Origin of the sequence: Microbacterium sp. Be9 (genome assembly GCF_011754135.1) — a bacterium.
Taxonomy (GTDB): domain Bacteria; phylum Actinomycetota; class Actinomycetes; order Actinomycetales; family Microbacteriaceae; genus Microbacterium; species Microbacterium maritypicum_A.
Window position 1 is genome coordinate 173,368 of the sequence record NZ_WNWT01000006.1, and the last position, 15,346, is coordinate 188,713.

Consider the following 15,346-nt stretch of genomic DNA (forward strand, 5'->3'; position numbering starts at 1 on the left):
CATCCCATGACGACAGTGGCGGTGCAGAGGCAGGCGCAACGGCGCCGGTCGCCTCTGATCGGATACCTGCTGCGGCGGGCCGGCACCTCCCTGCTCCTGTTGGTGGGCGTGACGATCGTCACGTTCGCGCTCACCAACCTGGTGCCGGGAGACCCGGTCTCGGCCGCGCTCGGTGAGGGTGCGTCGCAGAACCCCGCGACGCGTGATGCGTTCATCAAGGAGCATGGTCTCGACCAGCCGCTGTTCGTGCAGTACTTCATCTATATGGGGAACCTGCTGCGCGGGGACCTCGGCACGTCGCTGGTGACCGGACGCCCGGTCACCAGCGACCTCGCCACCGCGGTGCCGGCGACCATCGAGATCGCGATCGGGGCGATCATCGTCAGCCTGGCGGTCAGCATCGTGCTCGGCACGCTCGCCGCCTACCGCCGTGGACTCGTCACCGACCAGGTCATCCGGGTCGTGACGCTGGTGGGCCTCAGCGTGCCGACCTTCTGGCTGGCGCTCGTGAGCTTCTACGTCTTCTTCCTCGAGCTGCGCATCGCACCGGGCTCCGGTCGCATCTCGCCGTCGATCACCCCGCCGCCGCGCGTGACCGGGCTCTACACGGTCGACTATCTCCTGAACGGAGACGCCGTCGGCTTCTTCGACGCCCTCGCGCACCTGGCTCTTCCCGTCATGGTGCTCTCGCTCGTGACCATCGGCCTGCTGACCCGCTTCATCCGCACCTCGGTGCTCGAGGTGCTCGGCAGCGACTATGTGCGCGCCGCACGCGCCAAGGGCCTCCCGGCCATGCGCGTGATCCTCGACTACGTGCTGCGTGGCGCCTCGCTGCCGATCCTCACGGTGGTGGGCGTGGCGTTCGGGGCACTGCTGTCGGGCACGGTGCTCGTCGAGTCGGTGTTCGCCTGGCCGGGCCTCGGCACCTACGCCTACAACTCGGCCGCGAACCTCGACCTGCCCGGCATCATGGGCGTCGGCCTCGTGGTCGGCATCATCTACCTCCTCATCAACTTCATCGTCGACATCCTCTACGGCGTGCTCGACCCGAGAGTGAGGATCGCATGAGCCGCATCGCCGCCGCGTCCCCCGCCGGGCGCTTCCGCTTCCGCTGGCCCCGTGCCTGGCGCACGCCGCTGGGCATCATCGGCACCGTGATCGCCGGAGCGTGGATCATCGTGGCCTTCACGGCGCAGTGGTGGGTCCCGTATCCGCCGAACGCGCAGGTGCTGCCGCGTCTGCAGCCGCCGGGCATCGACACGTTCCTGGGCACCGACGGCAACGGACGCGACATCTTCTCGCGTCTGATGACCGGAGCCACCGTGAGTCTTCCGCTGGCACTCATGCTCGTGATCGCCGCCATGATCATCGGCACGCTCATCGGTGCGCTCGCCGGATACTTCGGTGGCTGGGTCGACGAGACGCTGATGCGCATCACCGACCTGTTCATGGCCTTCCCGACCGTGATCCTCGCCATGGTGGTCGCCGCCTCGCTCGGACCGTCGCTGTTCAACGCGGTGATCGCCGCCATCGTGGTGTCGTGGCCGCAGTACTCCCGCGTCACGCGCAGCATCGTGCTGGGGCTCCGGGGTCAGAACTACGTGATCGCGGGCCGCCTGCTCGGGCACTCGCCGGCACGCACGCTGTTCGTCGACATCCTCCCGAACATCGCCGGCCCCGTCCTGGTGCTCGCGACGCTCGACATCGGTGCGGCGATCCTGCTCCTCTCCGGCCTCTCCTTCCTCGGTCTCGGCGCGCAGCCGCCGACCGCGGAGTGGGGTTCGATGATCTCGGGCGCGATGCAGAACTTCGACGCCTGGTGGCTCGGGGTCTTCCCCGGGCTCGCGATCCTGACCGTGGTGCTGGCGTTCAACTTCCTCGGAGACGCGATGCGCGACGTGCTCGACCCCACGGCCGAGATCACGCACGAGAAGGCCGCCGATCACAAGGCTTCCGCGACGGGGGTGGCCGCATGAGCGCGCAGAGCGCTGCCGTGCAGCAGACATCGACGCTCAGCATCCGCGACCTGACGATCGACATCGGACGCCCGCTCGTGAAGGGTGTCTCGCTCGAGCTCGAGGCCGGTCGCATCCACGGTCTCGCCGGGGAATCGGGCTCGGGCAAGACGCTCACCTCGCTCGCCGTGCTGGGGCTGCTCCCGCGGCAGGCGCGGACCGGCGGGTCGATCCTGCTCGGCGGCGAAGAGCTGGTGGGACTGCGCCGTCGCGCCCTCAACCGGGTGCGCGGCAAGCGGATCGCCATGGTCTTCCAGGATCCGTCGGCCTCTCTGCACCCGCAGCTGCCGGTCGGACGCCAGCTCACCGACCACATGCGCGTGCACCTCGGACTCAAGGGCGCCGCCGCACGGGCGCGGGCGGTCGAGCTGCTCGAGACCGTGCAGGTGCCGAACCCCGCCGAGGCACTGAAGCGCTATCCGCACCAGTTCTCCGGCGGCCAGCGTCAGCGCATCGCGATCGCATGCGCCCTGGCCTGCGACCCCGAGGTGCTGCTGGCGGACGAGCCCACCACGGCTCTCGACGTCACGGTGCAGGCCGGCATCCTGAAGCTGCTGCGCGACCTGGCGGTCGAACGCAACCTGGCCGTGCTGCTCGTGACGCACGACCTGGGCGTGATGAGCGCGATCGCCGACCGGGTCGCCGTCATGAAGGACGGCCGGATCGTGGAGCTCGCCGATCGCGAGACGCTGTTCCGCGATCCCCAGCACGAGTACACGCGCATGCTGCTCGCGGCCCTGCCGGGGTCGCGCATCGACGAGGCACCGGAAGGGCAGGCCGCAGATGAGTGAGGTCTCGGTCCTCGATGCGCAGGACGTGGTCGTGCGCTACCCGGGCAACCCGCCGGTGATCGCCGTGAACGGCGTGTCGATCAGCGTCGCCGCCGGGGAGACCGTGGCCCTGGTGGGCGAGTCCGGCAGCGGCAAGTCCAGTCTCGCCCGTGCCGTCGTCGGCATCGAGAAGACCGCCGCAGGGACCGTGCTGTTCCGCGATGCTCCGGTGTCGCCGCTCGGCATCCGCCGTCGCTCGATCGCCCTCACCGGCATCCAGATGGTGTTCCAGGATCCGGCGACCTCGCTGAATCCGCGGCGCCGGGTCGGCGACCAGATCGCCGACGGCATCGCCACCGCCCGCGCCCGTGGCGCCGAAGGATCGACCGTGGACGAGTGGCTCGAGCGCGTCGGTCTGCCGACCACCGTGAGCACACGCTTCCCGCATCAGTTCTCGGGCGGGCAGAAACAGCGCATCGCGATCGCCAGGGCCTTGGCCGCTCGTCCCTCGCTCCTGGTGGCGGATGAGCCGATCTCAGCGCTCGATGCGTCCACGCAGACGAGCGTCGCCGGCCTGATGCGTGACCTGGTGGCGGAGTCGGGAGCGGGCATGCTGTTCATCTCGCACGACCTCGCCGTGGTCCGCCGCATCGCCGACCGCACGTTCGTGATGTTCGGCGGACGCGTGCTCGAGTCGGGTCCGACCGATCAGCTCTGGACCGCACCGCGGCATCCCTATACGCAGGCGCTGCTCGCGGCGATCCCCGAGCCCGACGGCGCGGGTCGCATCCCCGCCGCCCCGTCGGTCGACGACCGCACGGTGTGGGCGGAGATCCCGCCCGTCATGTACTGAGAACTCTCCGCGCTCACTCGTGCTCCGCTCGCGCGTGTGCTCCGAGCGCCCGCCGGCCGTGAGAGGACCGTGCGGGCCGAGGCTGCAGCCCCGGCCCGCACGGGTCACCGGCGTCAGAGCGGTGCGACGATGTCCTGCTTCACGTCCCACTCGGTGACTTCCTGAACGCTCTCGATCTTCTGGCCCTCGACCTCAGTGGAGGCGTTGGCCGCGAGCACCACGTAGTCGCTCGTGACCTCGAAGAGCATCGTGACGGTCGACCCCTGCGACTCGGTCGTGCCGCTGAGCAGGTACACGTCCTGGCCCAGGCGCGAGCCCGTGCCGGTGACCGTGTATTCGCCGGAGAGCGTGTCGGCCACGCCCATCGGGTCGGAGGCGTCGACGGCCTTCGCGGCGGTGCTGAGCGTGCTGATCTCCTGGTCGGTCGAGTTCTCGTCGGCGACCTGCCACTCGCCGGTGGTGGATTTCACCCAGGCGTCGTCGCCGATCACGATGACCGAGCCGAAGCTGGTGCTGGTCTCGACGGCCTTGTCGGCCGGGTTGTAGCGGGTGGTCGACTCCATGCCCACAGTCGTCATCGTCGCCGAGAATCCGGCGGTGTCGGTCATCGCCGCCGTCACGCACTCCGCCAGCGTGGAGCCGTCGACGGTCGCGCCCTCCTTCAGCTCGGGGCAGTCCGTCTTCGGCGCTTCCGCCTCCTGCGATGCCCCGGAGTCGGGCTTCTTCTCGGCTGTCGTGTCCGATCCGCCCCCTGCACATCCCGTGAGCAGCACGGCGGCGGCGAGAATGACGCCGACCCCCCATTTGTTGACGCGCATCGCGTCCCCCCTCAGGTCGAGATGCCCGATGACCGTCATCGGGCACTCGTCCCAGCATGCCAAACGTCGCAGAGGTTCTCGCGAGCCGCAGTCGTGGTGTCGGGCGTCATTCGCGGCGGACGCGTGATTCCGCTAGACTGTCGAGGTTGTCTGCCTTGCGGCGTCCATTCGGGATTCCAGAGGCGGGCACGTGCACACACCCTCCTGCTCCCGGGAAAGTCCCGAGAGCCGTTCTAGTCCGAAGGAGGTGGGTAAGTGACGCACCAGTACGAACTCATGGTCATTCTGACCCCCGAGATCGACGAGCGCCAGGTCGCCCCGACGCTCGACAAGTTCCTGAAGGTCATCACCAACGATGGTGGCTCTATCGAGAACGTCGACATCTGGGGAAAGCGCCGTCTCGCATACGAGATCCAGAAGAAGACCGAGGGCATCTACGCCGTCGTCAACTTCACCGCGACCAGCGCCGCCACGCAGGAGCTCGACCGTCAGCTGAAGCTGAACGAGCAGATCATGCGCACCAAGGTGCTCCGCGCTGAAGAGGCTCAGGCGATGATCGCCTCCGAGGCCAAGCGCTCCGAAGAGAAGGCTGCCCGCAAGGCCGCCAAGGCTGCGAAGGCCTAAGTCTCATGGCCGGCGAAACCGTCATCACCGTGGTGGGAAACCTCACGGCCGACCCCGAGCTGCGCTACACGCAGAACGGGCTGCCGGTGGCGAACTTCACCATCGCATCGACGCCTCGGAACTTCGACCGTGCCGCGAATGAGTGGAAGGACGGCGATGCGCTGTTCCTCCGTGCATCCGTCTGGCGCGAGTTCGCCGAGCACGTGGCGGGTTCGTTGACGAAGGGCATGCGCGTCATCGCGCAGGGCCGTCTGCGTCAGCGCTCCTACCAGGACCGCGAGGGCAACCAGCGCACCGCGATCGAGCTGGAGGTCGACGAGATCGGCCCCTCGCTCCGGTACGCGACCGCGCAGGTCACCCGTGCGGCCTCGACCGGCGGTGCCGGCGGTGCCGGTGGCGGTGGACAGTCCCGTCCCGCGCAGCAGCAGGTGTCGGAGGAGCCGTGGTCCACGCCCGGTTCGTCGACCAGCGCGGATGCCTGGAGCACTCCCGGCAGCTTCGGCGACGACACCCCGTTCTGAACAACTTCTGGATCCGGCCTGCACGGCCGGCATCCGCTCATCACTAAGGAAAAACTATGGCTGGAAAGTCGAGCGGCGACCGCCGCAAGCCGCGGAAGGGTGGCAAGCCCACCGCTCCCGCGAAGTCCATCCGGGTCGGTGTCATCGATTACAAGGATGTCGCCACCCTTCGCAAGTTCGTCTCGGAGCGCGGCAAGATCCGTGCCCGTCGTATCACCGGTGTCTCGGTGCAGGAGCAGCGTCTGATCGCCACGGCGATCAAGAACGCGCGCGAAATGGCGCTCCTGCCCTACGCTGGCGCCGGCCGGTAAGGGGTATCGAGATGGCAAAGCTGATTCTCACGAACGAGGTCGCCGGGCTCGGTAGCGCCGGTGACGTGGTCGAGGTCAAGAACGGGTACGCCCGCAACTTCCTCATCCCGCAGGGCTTCGCTACGGCGTGGACCCGCGGTGGCGAAAAGCAGGTCGCATCGATCCAGGCCGCGCGTCAGGCACGCGCGATCCACGATCGTGATGACGCTGTCGCACTGAAGAACGCTCTCGAGGGCACGAAGGTGCGCCTCACGGTCAAGGCCGGCAAGGAGGGTCGTCTCTTCGGCTCCGTCAAGACCGACCACGTCGCGGATGCTGTCGCAGCCGCCGGCCTGGGCTCGATCGACAAGCGCAAGGTGCACATCCCGTCGCCCATCAAGGTGACCGGTGAGCACGAGGCGACCGTGCGTCTGCACGACGACGTCACCGCAGTGATCACGCTGCAGGTCGTCGCCGCCAAGTAAGGCACGTCGAGAACGCCCCCTGTCCTTCGGGACAGGGGGCGTTCTGCATTCCGAGGGTGATCGGCGCCGCCTCACCCGCTCCGACCGTGCACCGGTCGGGCGTTCGCCGGGGGTTCGCCGACCTCATCGACGGTGTGGCCGCTGCACGCCGTCGCGGTCACGCTGGCCCTCTCGACACGCGACACGGTGAACCACCGCATGGCGTCGCGCAGTCGGCACCATCCGACCAGATACCACTGGCCGTTCGTGGAGGCGAACAGCACGGGTTCGACATCACGGGTGGTGGTGCTCCCGTCTCCTGCGGTGTAGCGGATGCGTACCACCCGCTGCTCCGCCATGCCCTCCTCCAGTGCCGATCTGATCGCGCGTGAGGGGATGGGTGACGCGTCGACCCAGACGCGGTGGGCGAGTTCGTCGGCTCGCGCACGGGTGCGGGGATCGAGCACGTCGAGGATCTTCCGCACGGCGGCTGCGGCCAAGTCGGCGTACGGAGCATCGGATGCGGCGGACACGGCCGCCAGCAGCGCCACGGCCTGCGCGGGGGAGAGGCTGACGGGTGGCAGGGATGCACCTGCCGCCAATCCGTAGCCGCCGCCCGGGCCCGGGCGCGACCACAGCGGTGCTCCACCGCGCTCGAGGGCCGCCAGGTCGCGCTTGACCGTGCGCACGGACACCTCGAACTCGCGGGCCAGGCGTTCGGCCGACGTCCCCCGCGACCCGCTGCGGCGCAGCATCTCGGAGAGGGCATGCAGACGCTCTGCGCGCTTCATCGTTCGATCCGTGGGGAATTCATGACATGAATAGTGACACACACCTGTCCACAGTGCGGAGCAGCATGGGGGTATGACACACACGACGAGCACTCCGACCATCCTTCTCATCGCGGGCCATTGGCTGGGTGCCTGGGCGTGGGACGAGGTCCTCGAAAGCCTCGGCGCCGACAGGTCTCGCGCCGTCGCGATGACGCTGCCGGGTCTCGACGCGACCGACCCCGCGCGGGCGGCGAAGACGCTCGATGACCAGGCCGACGCGATTCTCGACGAGGTCGGCCAGCTCGGCGTCTCGGAGCAGCAGCCCGCGATCATCGTCGCGCACAGCGGGGCGAACGCCCCCGTGAGCCTCGTGCTCGACCGACACCCCGCCCTGATCGCACGCGTGGTGTGGGTCGACTCCGGCCCGGTGGCCGCCGGGAGCGTGTTCGCGCCCGACCTTCCGGACGACGTGGAGGAACTTCCGCTTCCGCCCTTCGAGGTGCTGGGACAGCAGGCGAGCCTCGAAGGCCTGAGTGCAGAGGTGCTCGAGCGTTTTCGCGAGCGGGCCGTTCCCGAGCCCGGGCCCGTGCTGCGTCAGCCCGTCGAGCTCACGAACGACGAGCGACGCGCGATCCCGACCACCCTGATCTGCTGCTCGATTCCGAGTGCACAGCTGCTCGAACTCGCGCGCACCGGTCATCCCATGTTCGCCGAGGTCGCGATGCTCGACAACCTCGACGTCGTCGACCTGCCCACGGGGCACTGGCCGATGTGGAGCCGTCCCGGTGACCTCGCCGAGCTGATCCAGGCGGCCGCGTCGCGCGGCCGCTGAACCCACCCCTGAGCCAGCGCCCCGATCCCGTACCCCGGCACGGATGCCTGGAGAAAGCGCGGAAGTCGGGAGAATCGGGTGGGTCCGCAGGGGATCCGCCCGATTCTCCCGACATGTGCCGCACGTCGCCGTGCCTCGGGGCTACGGCTTCTCGGACGTGACCTCGAAGATGTCCGTCGACGTCTCGGCCGAAGCGGCACGACGCTCCTCGCGCCGGGCTCGTCGCGCGGCGCGCTTGGCGATCCGGCGTTCCCGACTGCGCTCCACGAGCGTGTAGAGAACCGGGACCAGAACCAGAGTCAGCAGCGTCGACGACACCAGGCCGCCGATCACGACGATCGCCAGCGGCTTCGAGATGAACACTCCGCCGCCGGTCAGCCCGAGAGACATCGGGACGAGCGCGAACACGGTCGCGGCCGCCGTCATCAGGATCGGTCGCAGGCGCAGGCGGGTTCCATGCTCCACCGCCTCGTCGAGACTCGCTCCCGCCCCACGAAGGCGGTTCACGAGATCCATGAGCACGATGGCGTTCGTCACCACGATGCCGATGAGCATCAGGAGTCCGATCAGGGCGGGAAGACCCATCGGGGTTCCGGTGAGGAGCAGGCCGAGGATCGCGCCGGTCGCTGCGAACGGGATCGAGATGAGCAGCACGAGGGGTCCGCGGAAGTTGCGGAAGGTCGCCACCATCACCAGCAGCACGAGAACGATGGCGGCCAGCATCGCCAGTCCGAGCTGGCTGAAGGCCTCATCCTGTTGTGCGGACGCGCCGCCCTGCAGGAAGGTGACTCCCGCCGGCAGATCGGTGTCGGCGATCGCCTTGTCGATCGCCCGACCGGCAGCCGCGAGCCCGCCCTTCTCCGGGGTCACGGTCAGCGTGACCTGACGCTCGCCCTCGGCGCGCGTGATGGTCGGCGCCGTGAGCTCTTCCTCGACGGTCGCGATCGCGGCGAGCGGGATCGCCGTGCCGGTGACCTCGGCGGCCGCCTTCTGCTCGGCCTCGGCGGCATCGGCCTCGGCCTGCTGGGCCGCGGCGTCGCTGCGGCTCTGGCGCAGGGCCTTGATCTGCTCGTCCGCCGCCGCGACGCCGGACTGGGCCCCCTCGATCGCACCCTGCAGCGCCGCGAGCTGCTCGGCGCGTTCGGCCTGCGCTTTGAGCACGGCCTCCTCATCCGGGCTCAGCGGGTCTTCGGGCACGATCGGTGCCGCCGAAAGCTCGGCGAGCTGCCTATTCAGGGCCCCGATCTGGCCGGCGAGCTCGGCGCGCTGCTTCGTGGCGGTGTTGATCTGCGAGTTCAGTTCGTTCTCGGCCTTGGTCTTCGCCTCTGCGGCCTTCGCCTCCGCCTTGGCCTGGAGCGCATCCGCTGCCGCCTTCTGCGCCTCGGCGGTCTGCTGGGGCGTGACCGGGAGCATGATCTCACCGATCTTGTCGGCGGTGCGCGCCGCACCAGGGGTGCGCACGACGATGTCGCGCTCACGGCCCTCGTACATGAGCGTGCCGACCGTGGTGCCGGAGAGTGCCTCCTGCACGGCCTTCGCGATCGTGGCGCGGTCGAAGCCGAGGCGCGCGGCCAACGGTTCGTCGACCTTCACCCGCAGCACCGGCTGCTCGCCTGCGAGCTCGCTCTTCACGGAGCGCACGCCGTCGGCGTCGGCGAGCTGCTTCTCGAGCAGGTCGCTCGCCGCGCGCAATGCTGCCGGATCGTTGCCCTGGATCTGCAGGTCGATGCCGTCACCGGCACCTGCCAGCGAGGCGTCCTGCGACGCGAGGTCGATCTCACCGCTGTCGGGAAGCCCGTCGAGCGCCTTCTGCACCTCCGATTCGACCTCGGCGACGTCGGAGCCGTCCTTCAGACGGAGGTCGTACGTGATCGACGCCGGGGTGCCGGGAGTGGGGACCGGGATCGAGGTGGTGATGTCGGCGATGCCCGGAACCTTCCCGAGAGTCTTCTCCACCGGCTCGGCCGCGGCGACCAGGTCGGCGGTGGCTTCCTTCGGGGGCGTCTGGACGACCTGCAGGGTGGCCTGGCCGGAGGAACCGAGGAAGTCGGTCTGGATGAACGGTGTCATCCCCAGCGTGGCGACGAGCAGCAGCGCGGAGGCGACGAGGGTGATCACGGGGTGACGACGGGTCGCGTTCAACGCCGGCATGAACGTGCGCTGCAGCCGGTCGGGGGCGGTGTGGATCTCGTCGAGCTCGGACGGGACGTCGCTCTCCGCAGACGGCGACGGCGAGACGGTCGCCGCGGCAGGAGCCGCGACCTCTGCCGCCACCGCGGTGGCTGCGGCGGCAGGAGCTGCGTCGGTCGTCATGCCCTCGGCCGCAGGCTGAGCCGTGTCTGCGTCGGCGGCGCGCTGCTTCGGAGCCTTGTTGAGGAACCAGGATGCGAGCACCGGCACGATCGTGAGCGAGACGACGAGCGAGGCGAGAAGCGCGATCGAGACGGTCACCGCGAACGGTCGGAACAGCTGGCCGGCGATGCCCGAGACGAATGCGATCGGCAGGAAGACCGCCACCGTGGTGAGTGTCGAGGCGGTGATGGCCCCGGCGACCTGACGCACAGAGGCGACGATGCCGTCGATCGTGAGCGGGCCGTCACCACGGCGTCTGGAGATGTTCTCGATCACCACGATGGAGTCGTCGACGACACGTCCGATGGCGATGGTGAGGGCGCCGAGGGTGAGGATGTTGAGGGTGTTGCCGCTCCACCACAGGCCCACCAGGGTGATCAGCAGCGACAGCGGGATCGACACGGCCGCGATGACCGTCGAGCGCCACGAGCGCAGGAACGCGAGGATCACGAGCACCGCGAAGAGCAGACCGAGCCCGCCCTCGACGGAGAGGTCGTGGATCGACTGCTCGATGTAGGGGGCCTGGTCGAAGATCGTGACGAACTCGGCGTCGAGGATCGGCGCGAGCCGGTCGAGCTCGGCGTTCACGCCGTGGGAGATGTCGACGACGTTGGCACCCTGTGCCGGCATCACCTGCAGCGTGAGCGACGGCTTGCCGTTGACGCGCGAGATGGTCTCCGCCGGCACGGTCTCGACCGTGACGTCGGCGAACTCCGCGACCGTGACGGCCCCCTCGCTCGTGGGCACCGGGAGCGCCTGGATGTCTTCCGGCGTCGCGAGACGCGACCCCACCGTGATCGAGAGGGGGCCTTCGGCGGAATCCGCCTGTCCAGCCGGGAGGGCGGCGCCATGCGCTTCGAGGATCGGTCCGAGCGTCGAGGGCTCGACCTTCAGGCGGGTGACGTCGGCAGGGCGGAGGTCGATCGTGATGCGCTGCGTCTCCTGGCCGGCGAGTGTGACGTCGCGCACACCCGGCACGCCCTTCAGCGCCGGGACGACGGTCTGCTGGAGCGCATCGCCGAACGCCTCCTGGTCGCCGCTGGTGCCGGCGCTCAGTGCCATGGCCGGCAGGTCGCCCGCACCGCCGGACGCGACGCTGACCTCCGTGTCCGAAGGGAAGCTCGGCTTCAGCGACTCGGCCGCGCTGCGGATGGTGCGCAGCGTCTCCTCGTCGTCTTCGCCGAAGGTCCACTCGACGAGCACCTGCGCGTTGCCGCTCGATGTCGTCGAGGTCACGCTCGTCACGCCGGGAACCGCTCGCACCGCCTGTTCGAGCGGCTCGGTCACGCTGCTCGCCATCTCCTCGGGTGCCAGGCCCTGCGACTGTGCGGAGATGAACGCCATCGGAGCCTGCAGCGAGGGCATCAGCTCCTGCTTGAGGGAACCCATCGATATCAGGCCGAGGACGACGACGGCGAGCGTCGCGAGAGAGAGGATCAGGCGGTTCTTGAGACTGCTGCGTGTGAGGAACGACATGGAGCGATGAGGTGCTTTCGGCTGGGTCGCTGCGGCAGGCCGAGAAGCACGCGCGCGACGCGGAAGCCGCCTGTGGTCACCCGACCCTCGTCACTTGAGCGGGATCCTGTGGCTCCGGCTCAGCGCGACGAGAGGCGACTGAGCTTCGGCGACACGATCGACAGTTCGAGCCTGCCGGGTCGAGGGTGCCGGGGCATCCTCCCGCGGGGTGATCCTCGTCCCCCCGCGGGTGGACTCGGCGTGCCCGGCCCGACATGCGTCCCGGGCGCCCCGGCGTGCGCACGCCGAGGCGCGGCAGTGGTCCCGCGACGCGAGGTGATTTTGGATCCAGAATGCAGAGTTGGCCGGGATGATCCGATACTCTCGCTCCCATGGTGCAATCAGGGAACGCCGCGTCGCCCAAGGAACGGGCCGAGGCTCTGCAGAAGCTCGCGCAGCGACATGGAGCCGGATACCGGTCCGTCGGAGCGATGGCCTACGACATCATCCGCGATGCGATCCTCGACGGCACCCTGCCTCCGGGGATGAAGCTGCGGCAGGAGACCCTGGCCGAGTCCATCGGCATCTCGCGACTGCCGATCCGCTCCGCCCTGATCCAGTTGGAGGCCGACGGCCTCGTGGTCTTCCATGCCCGCCGCGGCGCGATGGTGCGGGCACTCTCGGTGCAGGAGGCGACCGAGGTCTACCACCTGCGCACGCTGCTCGAGAAGGACGCACTGCGCCTGGCGATGGAGGAGATCACCCCGGAGCGGGTCAGCCGGCTGCGGGAGCTCGCGAAGACGGCGGACGACATCTCGGAGGGCGGCGAGTTCGTCGAGGCCCGCACCGAGTTCTACGCGACGCTCTACGACGCCGAGGCCCGGCCGGTGATGTGGGAGATGATCGAGCAGCTGCGGCTCAAGCTCGGACGCTACGTGCTCGGCTGGCGTCTGGTCTCTCCCGGCGCACATGACCACTCCCACGGTGAGCTGATCGACGTCGTGGCAGCTGGAGATGCGGACGCGGCGCTCCGGGTGCTCGAATCGCACCTGGACCACGTGCGCGACGGCGTCATCGCACTGCTCGACGCGGCGGCGACCGAGGCTGCCGGCGACGGAGCCTGACGCCTGGGGCGAATGCATGACTCCTACACGGATGCATGACGCGGCACACCAGTCCGTTCATCCATCCGGGCAGGAGTCATGCAGGTGTGTGACCTAGGTGACCGTCACCTGAGGTGACCGTGTCCTCAGGTGACGGTGCTCTCAGGTGACGGTGCTCTCAGGTGACGGTGCCGCGACGTGCGAAGCGAGGTTCACGCCAGATCTCGCTGTGCAGCACGTCTTCCAGCGCGTCGATCGCATCCCACACGTCGGTGTAGGAGGTGTAGAGCGGTGTGAACCCGAAGCGGATGAGGTCGGGGGCGCGGAAGTCGCCGATCACTCCGCGCTCGATCAGCGCCTGCATCACCGCATAGCCGTCTTCGTGTCGGAGGGAGACCTGGCTGCCACGGCGGGCGGACTCACGGGGGGTCACCGGCTCGATGCCCCAGCGCGGTGTGAGGCGGGTGTCGACGAGCGACATGAAGAGCTCGGTCAGCCGCAGACTCTTCTCGCGGAGGAGCTCCAGGTCGACGTCGTCCCAGATGTCGAGGCTCGCCTCGAGTCCGGCCACCGAGAGCAGCTGCGGGGTGCCGACGCGGAACCGCTCGATGCCCGGGGCCGGGGTGTAGTCCACGGTGAAGTCGAACGGCCGCGCGTGGCCGTGCCAGCCGGTGAGGGCGGGGCGGGCAGCATCGTGATGCCGAGCGGCCGCCCAGATGAACGAGGGCGAACCGGGGCCGCCGTTGAGGTACTTGTAGGTGCAGCCGACCGCGAAGTCGGCGTCGGCGGCGTTCAGGTCGATCGGCACGGCACCGACGCTGTGGCACAGATCCCAGACCACGAGGGCGCCGGCGGCGTGGACCTTGCGCGTGACCTCGGCGATGTCGTGCATGCGTCCCGTGCGGTAGTCGACCTGGGTGAGCACGACGACGGCGACGTGATCGTCGAGCACGTCGTCGAACGTGGGGCCGTCGTCGGAGATCAGTCGGCGCTCCAGGGGCGTTCCGCTGCCGAGCAGCTCCTGCACCGCTTCGAGCATGTAGAGGTCGGTGGGGAAGTTGCCCCGCTCTGCGACGATCACGCGTCGTCCCGGTCGGAGTCTGACCGCAGCGACCACGGCTTGGAACAGGCTCGCCGACGTGGAGTCGCCGAGCACGACCTCTCCGGCATCCGCTCCGACGAGCGGCGCGATGCGGTCCCCGATCGTGCGCGGCTTGGCGAACCACCCGGCATCGTTCCAGCTGCGGATGAGGCCGGTGCCCCACTCCTCGGTGATCACGCGCTGCAGGTGCGCCGCGGTGTGGCGGGGCAGCGCTCCGAGCGAGTTGCCGTCGAGGTAGATCACACCGTCGGGCAGCACGAAGCGCTCGCGCATCGAGGCGAGCGGATCGGCATCGTCGAGGGCCGTGCAGGTCGCGCGGTCGATGGCGGGGCGGGTGGAGGTGGTGCTCATGCGGCGGGTCCGTTCGAGATCATGCGGGTCAGCGCCCGAGGAATCGCAGGGCGTTGTCGCGGCGGATGGCGCTCTTCTGCGCCTCGTCGAGGAAGTCGGCCCGGTCGATGACGCCGCCGACGGGTCGCTCGCCCAGGGGGTAGGGGTAGTCGCTGCCCACCATCACCTGGGAGGCGCCGAGGGTCTCGACCAGCACGCGCAGGGCCACGGGGTCGAACACGACGCTGTCGACGCTGAAACGGTCCAGGTAGGCCGAGGGCGGCCGCTCGCTGACGCCGATGAGGTCGGGGCGTTGCCGCCAGGCGTTCTCGAACCGGCCCAGCCAGAAGGCGAACGAACCACCGCCGTGCGCGAACGCCAGGCGGAGGGTGGGCGGGACGCGATCGAAGACCCCGCCCAGGATCATCGCGATGATCGACAGGTGCGTCTCTGCGGGCATGCCGGTGAGCCACCGGGCCATCCAGCGGTCGAGACGAGGGGAGCCCGGCATGTCCCACGGATGCACGAAGACCGGGATGCCGCTGTCGGCGCAGTGCTGCAGGAAGGTCACCGTGCCCTCGTCGTCGAGGTCGCGGTCGCCCACGTGGTTGCCGATCTCGACACCGGCGTGGCCCGAGGCGATCGCGCGGTCGGCCTCCGCGCACGCGGCATCCGGATCCTGCAGGGGTACCTGTGCGAACGGGATCAGCCGGCCGGGGGCCGGAGCGCAGATCTCCAGAGCGAGGTCGTTGAAGATGCGCGCGACCTTGACGGCCTCGTCACCCGACTTGTCGTACGAGAAGAACAGCGGCGTGGGAGAGACGACCTGCATCTCGACGCCATCGGCGTCCATGTCGGCCACGCGCACCGACGCATCCCAGCAGTCGTCGCCGACGCGGCGGAACTCGGTCTCGCCGAGCATGATCATCGCCTCGCGCTCGGAATCCACCCGCAGGGTCGGCCAGACACCCGGCCCGACCTGTGTCGACAGGTCGGGCCAGGAACTCGGCACGAAGTGCGTGTGGACGTCGATCGTGCCCAAGG

Annotated in this window: 15 protein-coding genes; 10 read left to right on the forward strand and 5 right to left on the reverse strand. The window is 69.2% G+C overall.

Annotated features, from left to right (window positions below; all coding sequences use genetic code 11):
* Positions 1 to 6 precede the first annotated feature (6 nt).
* The 4 genes from GLO27_RS11710 to GLO27_RS11725 are packed head-to-tail and all read left to right on the forward strand — an operon-like array spanning position 7 to position 3,638.
* Positions 7 to 1,068 (forward strand): ABC transporter permease, encoded by a 1,062-nt coding sequence (locus GLO27_RS11710; protein ID WP_029260780.1) that lies wholly within the window; start codon positions 7 to 9, stop codon positions 1,066 to 1,068.
* On the forward strand, positions 1,065 to 1,976 hold the full coding sequence (locus GLO27_RS11715; RefSeq protein ID WP_021201446.1) for an ABC transporter permease: 912 nt from the start codon (positions 1,065 to 1,067) through the stop codon (positions 1,974 to 1,976). The genes GLO27_RS11710 and GLO27_RS11715 overlap by 4 nt, the downstream gene beginning before the upstream one ends.
* On the forward strand, positions 1,973 to 2,806 hold the full coding sequence (locus GLO27_RS11720; protein WP_021201447.1) for an ABC transporter ATP-binding protein: 834 nt from the start codon (positions 1,973 to 1,975) through the stop codon (positions 2,804 to 2,806). The genes GLO27_RS11715 and GLO27_RS11720 overlap by 4 nt, the downstream gene beginning before the upstream one ends.
* Complete coding sequence (locus GLO27_RS11725) at positions 2,799 to 3,638, forward strand: ABC transporter ATP-binding protein (protein ID WP_029260778.1); 840 nt, start codon at positions 2,799 to 2,801, stop codon at positions 3,636 to 3,638. Before GLO27_RS11720 ends, GLO27_RS11725 begins: the two co-directional genes overlap by 8 nt.
* Positions 3,639 to 3,751: 113 nt before the next feature.
* On the opposite strand, the gene GLO27_RS11730 is transcribed toward GLO27_RS11725, so the two are convergent.
* Positions 3,752 to 4,495: a hypothetical protein gene (locus GLO27_RS11730; RefSeq protein WP_167255021.1), complete on the reverse strand. Its 744-nt coding sequence runs from the start codon at positions 4,493 to 4,495 to the stop codon at positions 3,752 to 3,754.
* Between the two features lie 216 nt (positions 4,496 to 4,711).
* Here GLO27_RS11730 and rpsF point away from each other — a divergent pair, with 216 nt between their 5' ends.
* Genes rpsF through rplI form a run of 4 tightly spaced genes read left to right on the forward strand, consistent with a single transcriptional unit; the run spans position 4,712 to position 6,376 of the window.
* Entirely contained in the window at positions 4,712 to 5,080 is a 369-nt protein-coding gene (rpsF, locus tag GLO27_RS11735; RefSeq protein ID WP_021201450.1) for a 30S ribosomal protein S6, read from the forward strand.
* A gap of 5 nt (positions 5,081 to 5,085) precedes the next feature.
* Positions 5,086 to 5,601 carry a single-stranded DNA-binding protein gene (locus GLO27_RS11740; protein ID WP_021201451.1) on the forward strand — a complete coding sequence of 172 codons (516 nt, stop codon included), beginning with the start codon at positions 5,086 to 5,088 and terminating at the stop codon, positions 5,599 to 5,601.
* A gap of 56 nt (positions 5,602 to 5,657) precedes the next feature.
* Positions 5,658 to 5,912: a 30S ribosomal protein S18 gene (gene rpsR, locus GLO27_RS11745; RefSeq protein WP_017829850.1), complete on the forward strand. Its 255-nt coding sequence runs from the start codon at positions 5,658 to 5,660 to the stop codon at positions 5,910 to 5,912.
* Positions 5,913 to 5,923: 11 nt separating this feature from the next.
* Positions 5,924 to 6,376 carry a 50S ribosomal protein L9 gene (gene rplI, locus GLO27_RS11750; RefSeq protein WP_021201452.1) on the forward strand — a complete coding sequence of 151 codons (453 nt, stop codon included), beginning with the start codon at positions 5,924 to 5,926 and terminating at the stop codon, positions 6,374 to 6,376.
* A 71-nt stretch (positions 6,377 to 6,447) separates the two neighbouring features.
* On the opposite strand, the gene GLO27_RS11755 is transcribed toward rplI, so the two are convergent.
* Positions 6,448 to 7,146 (reverse strand): WYL domain-containing protein, encoded by a 699-nt coding sequence (locus GLO27_RS11755; protein WP_021201453.1) that lies wholly within the window; start codon positions 7,144 to 7,146, stop codon positions 6,448 to 6,450.
* A 73-nt stretch (positions 7,147 to 7,219) separates the two neighbouring features.
* Between GLO27_RS11755 and GLO27_RS11760 the strand changes: the two genes are divergently transcribed.
* Positions 7,220 to 7,960 (forward strand): alpha/beta hydrolase, encoded by a 741-nt coding sequence (locus GLO27_RS11760; RefSeq protein WP_167255023.1) that lies wholly within the window; start codon positions 7,220 to 7,222, stop codon positions 7,958 to 7,960.
* A gap of 141 nt (positions 7,961 to 8,101) precedes the next feature.
* Here GLO27_RS11760 and GLO27_RS11765 read toward each other — a convergent pair whose 3' ends face one another.
* A complete protein-coding gene (locus GLO27_RS11765; protein WP_167255025.1) occupies positions 8,102 to 11,788 on the reverse strand; it encodes an efflux RND transporter permease subunit in 3,687 nt (1,228 codons plus the stop codon).
* 371 nt (positions 11,789 to 12,159) lie between these two features.
* Between GLO27_RS11765 and GLO27_RS11770 the strand changes: the two genes are divergently transcribed.
* On the forward strand, positions 12,160 to 12,891 hold the full coding sequence (locus GLO27_RS11770; RefSeq protein WP_167255027.1) for a GntR family transcriptional regulator: 732 nt from the start codon (positions 12,160 to 12,162) through the stop codon (positions 12,889 to 12,891).
* Between the two features lie 157 nt (positions 12,892 to 13,048).
* Here the strand turns inward: GLO27_RS11770 and kynU are convergent, their stop codons facing one another.
* Together kynU and GLO27_RS11780 are read right to left on the reverse strand one after the other, a co-directional pair.
* Positions 13,049 to 14,323, reverse strand: a complete 1,275-nt coding sequence (kynU, locus tag GLO27_RS11775; RefSeq protein ID WP_021201457.1) for a kynureninase — start codon at positions 14,321 to 14,323, stop codon at positions 13,049 to 13,051.
* Positions 14,324 to 14,351: 28 nt separating this feature from the next.
* Positions 14,352 to 15,344: an amidohydrolase family protein gene (locus GLO27_RS11780; protein ID WP_021201458.1), complete on the reverse strand. Its 993-nt coding sequence runs from the start codon at positions 15,342 to 15,344 to the stop codon at positions 14,352 to 14,354.
* Positions 15,345 to 15,346: the final 2 nt, after the last annotated feature.

Coding starts and splice junctions, on each gene's coding strand:
- GLO27_RS11710 (WP_029260780.1), top strand. CDS start 7: ATGACGACAGTGGCGGTGCAGAGGCAGGCGCAACGGCGCCGGTCGCCT.
- GLO27_RS11715 (WP_021201446.1), top strand. CDS start 1,065: ATGAGCCGCATCGCCGCCGCGTCCCCCGCCGGGCGCTTCCGCTTCCGC.
- GLO27_RS11720 (WP_021201447.1), top strand. CDS start 1,973: ATGAGCGCGCAGAGCGCTGCCGTGCAGCAGACATCGACGCTCAGCATC.
- GLO27_RS11725 (WP_029260778.1), top strand. CDS start 2,799: ATGAGTGAGGTCTCGGTCCTCGATGCGCAGGACGTGGTCGTGCGCTAC.
- GLO27_RS11730 (WP_167255021.1), bottom strand. CDS start 4,495: ATGACGGTCATCGGGCATCTCGACCTGAGGGGGGACGCGATGCGCGTC.
- GLO27_RS11740 (WP_021201451.1), top strand. CDS start 5,086: ATGGCCGGCGAAACCGTCATCACCGTGGTGGGAAACCTCACGGCCGAC.
- rpsR (WP_017829850.1), top strand. CDS start 5,658: ATGGCTGGAAAGTCGAGCGGCGACCGCCGCAAGCCGCGGAAGGGTGGC.
- rplI (WP_021201452.1), top strand. CDS start 5,924: ATGGCAAAGCTGATTCTCACGAACGAGGTCGCCGGGCTCGGTAGCGCC.
- GLO27_RS11755 (WP_021201453.1), bottom strand. CDS start 7,146: ATGAAGCGCGCAGAGCGTCTGCATGCCCTCTCCGAGATGCTGCGCCGC.
- GLO27_RS11760 (WP_167255023.1), top strand. CDS start 7,220: ATGACACACACGACGAGCACTCCGACCATCCTTCTCATCGCGGGCCAT.
- GLO27_RS11765 (WP_167255025.1), bottom strand. CDS start 11,788: ATGTCGTTCCTCACACGCAGCAGTCTCAAGAACCGCCTGATCCTCTCT.
- GLO27_RS11770 (WP_167255027.1), top strand. CDS start 12,160: ATGGTGCAATCAGGGAACGCCGCGTCGCCCAAGGAACGGGCCGAGGCT.
- kynU (WP_021201457.1), bottom strand. CDS start 14,323: ATGAGCACCACCTCCACCCGCCCCGCCATCGACCGCGCGACCTGCACG.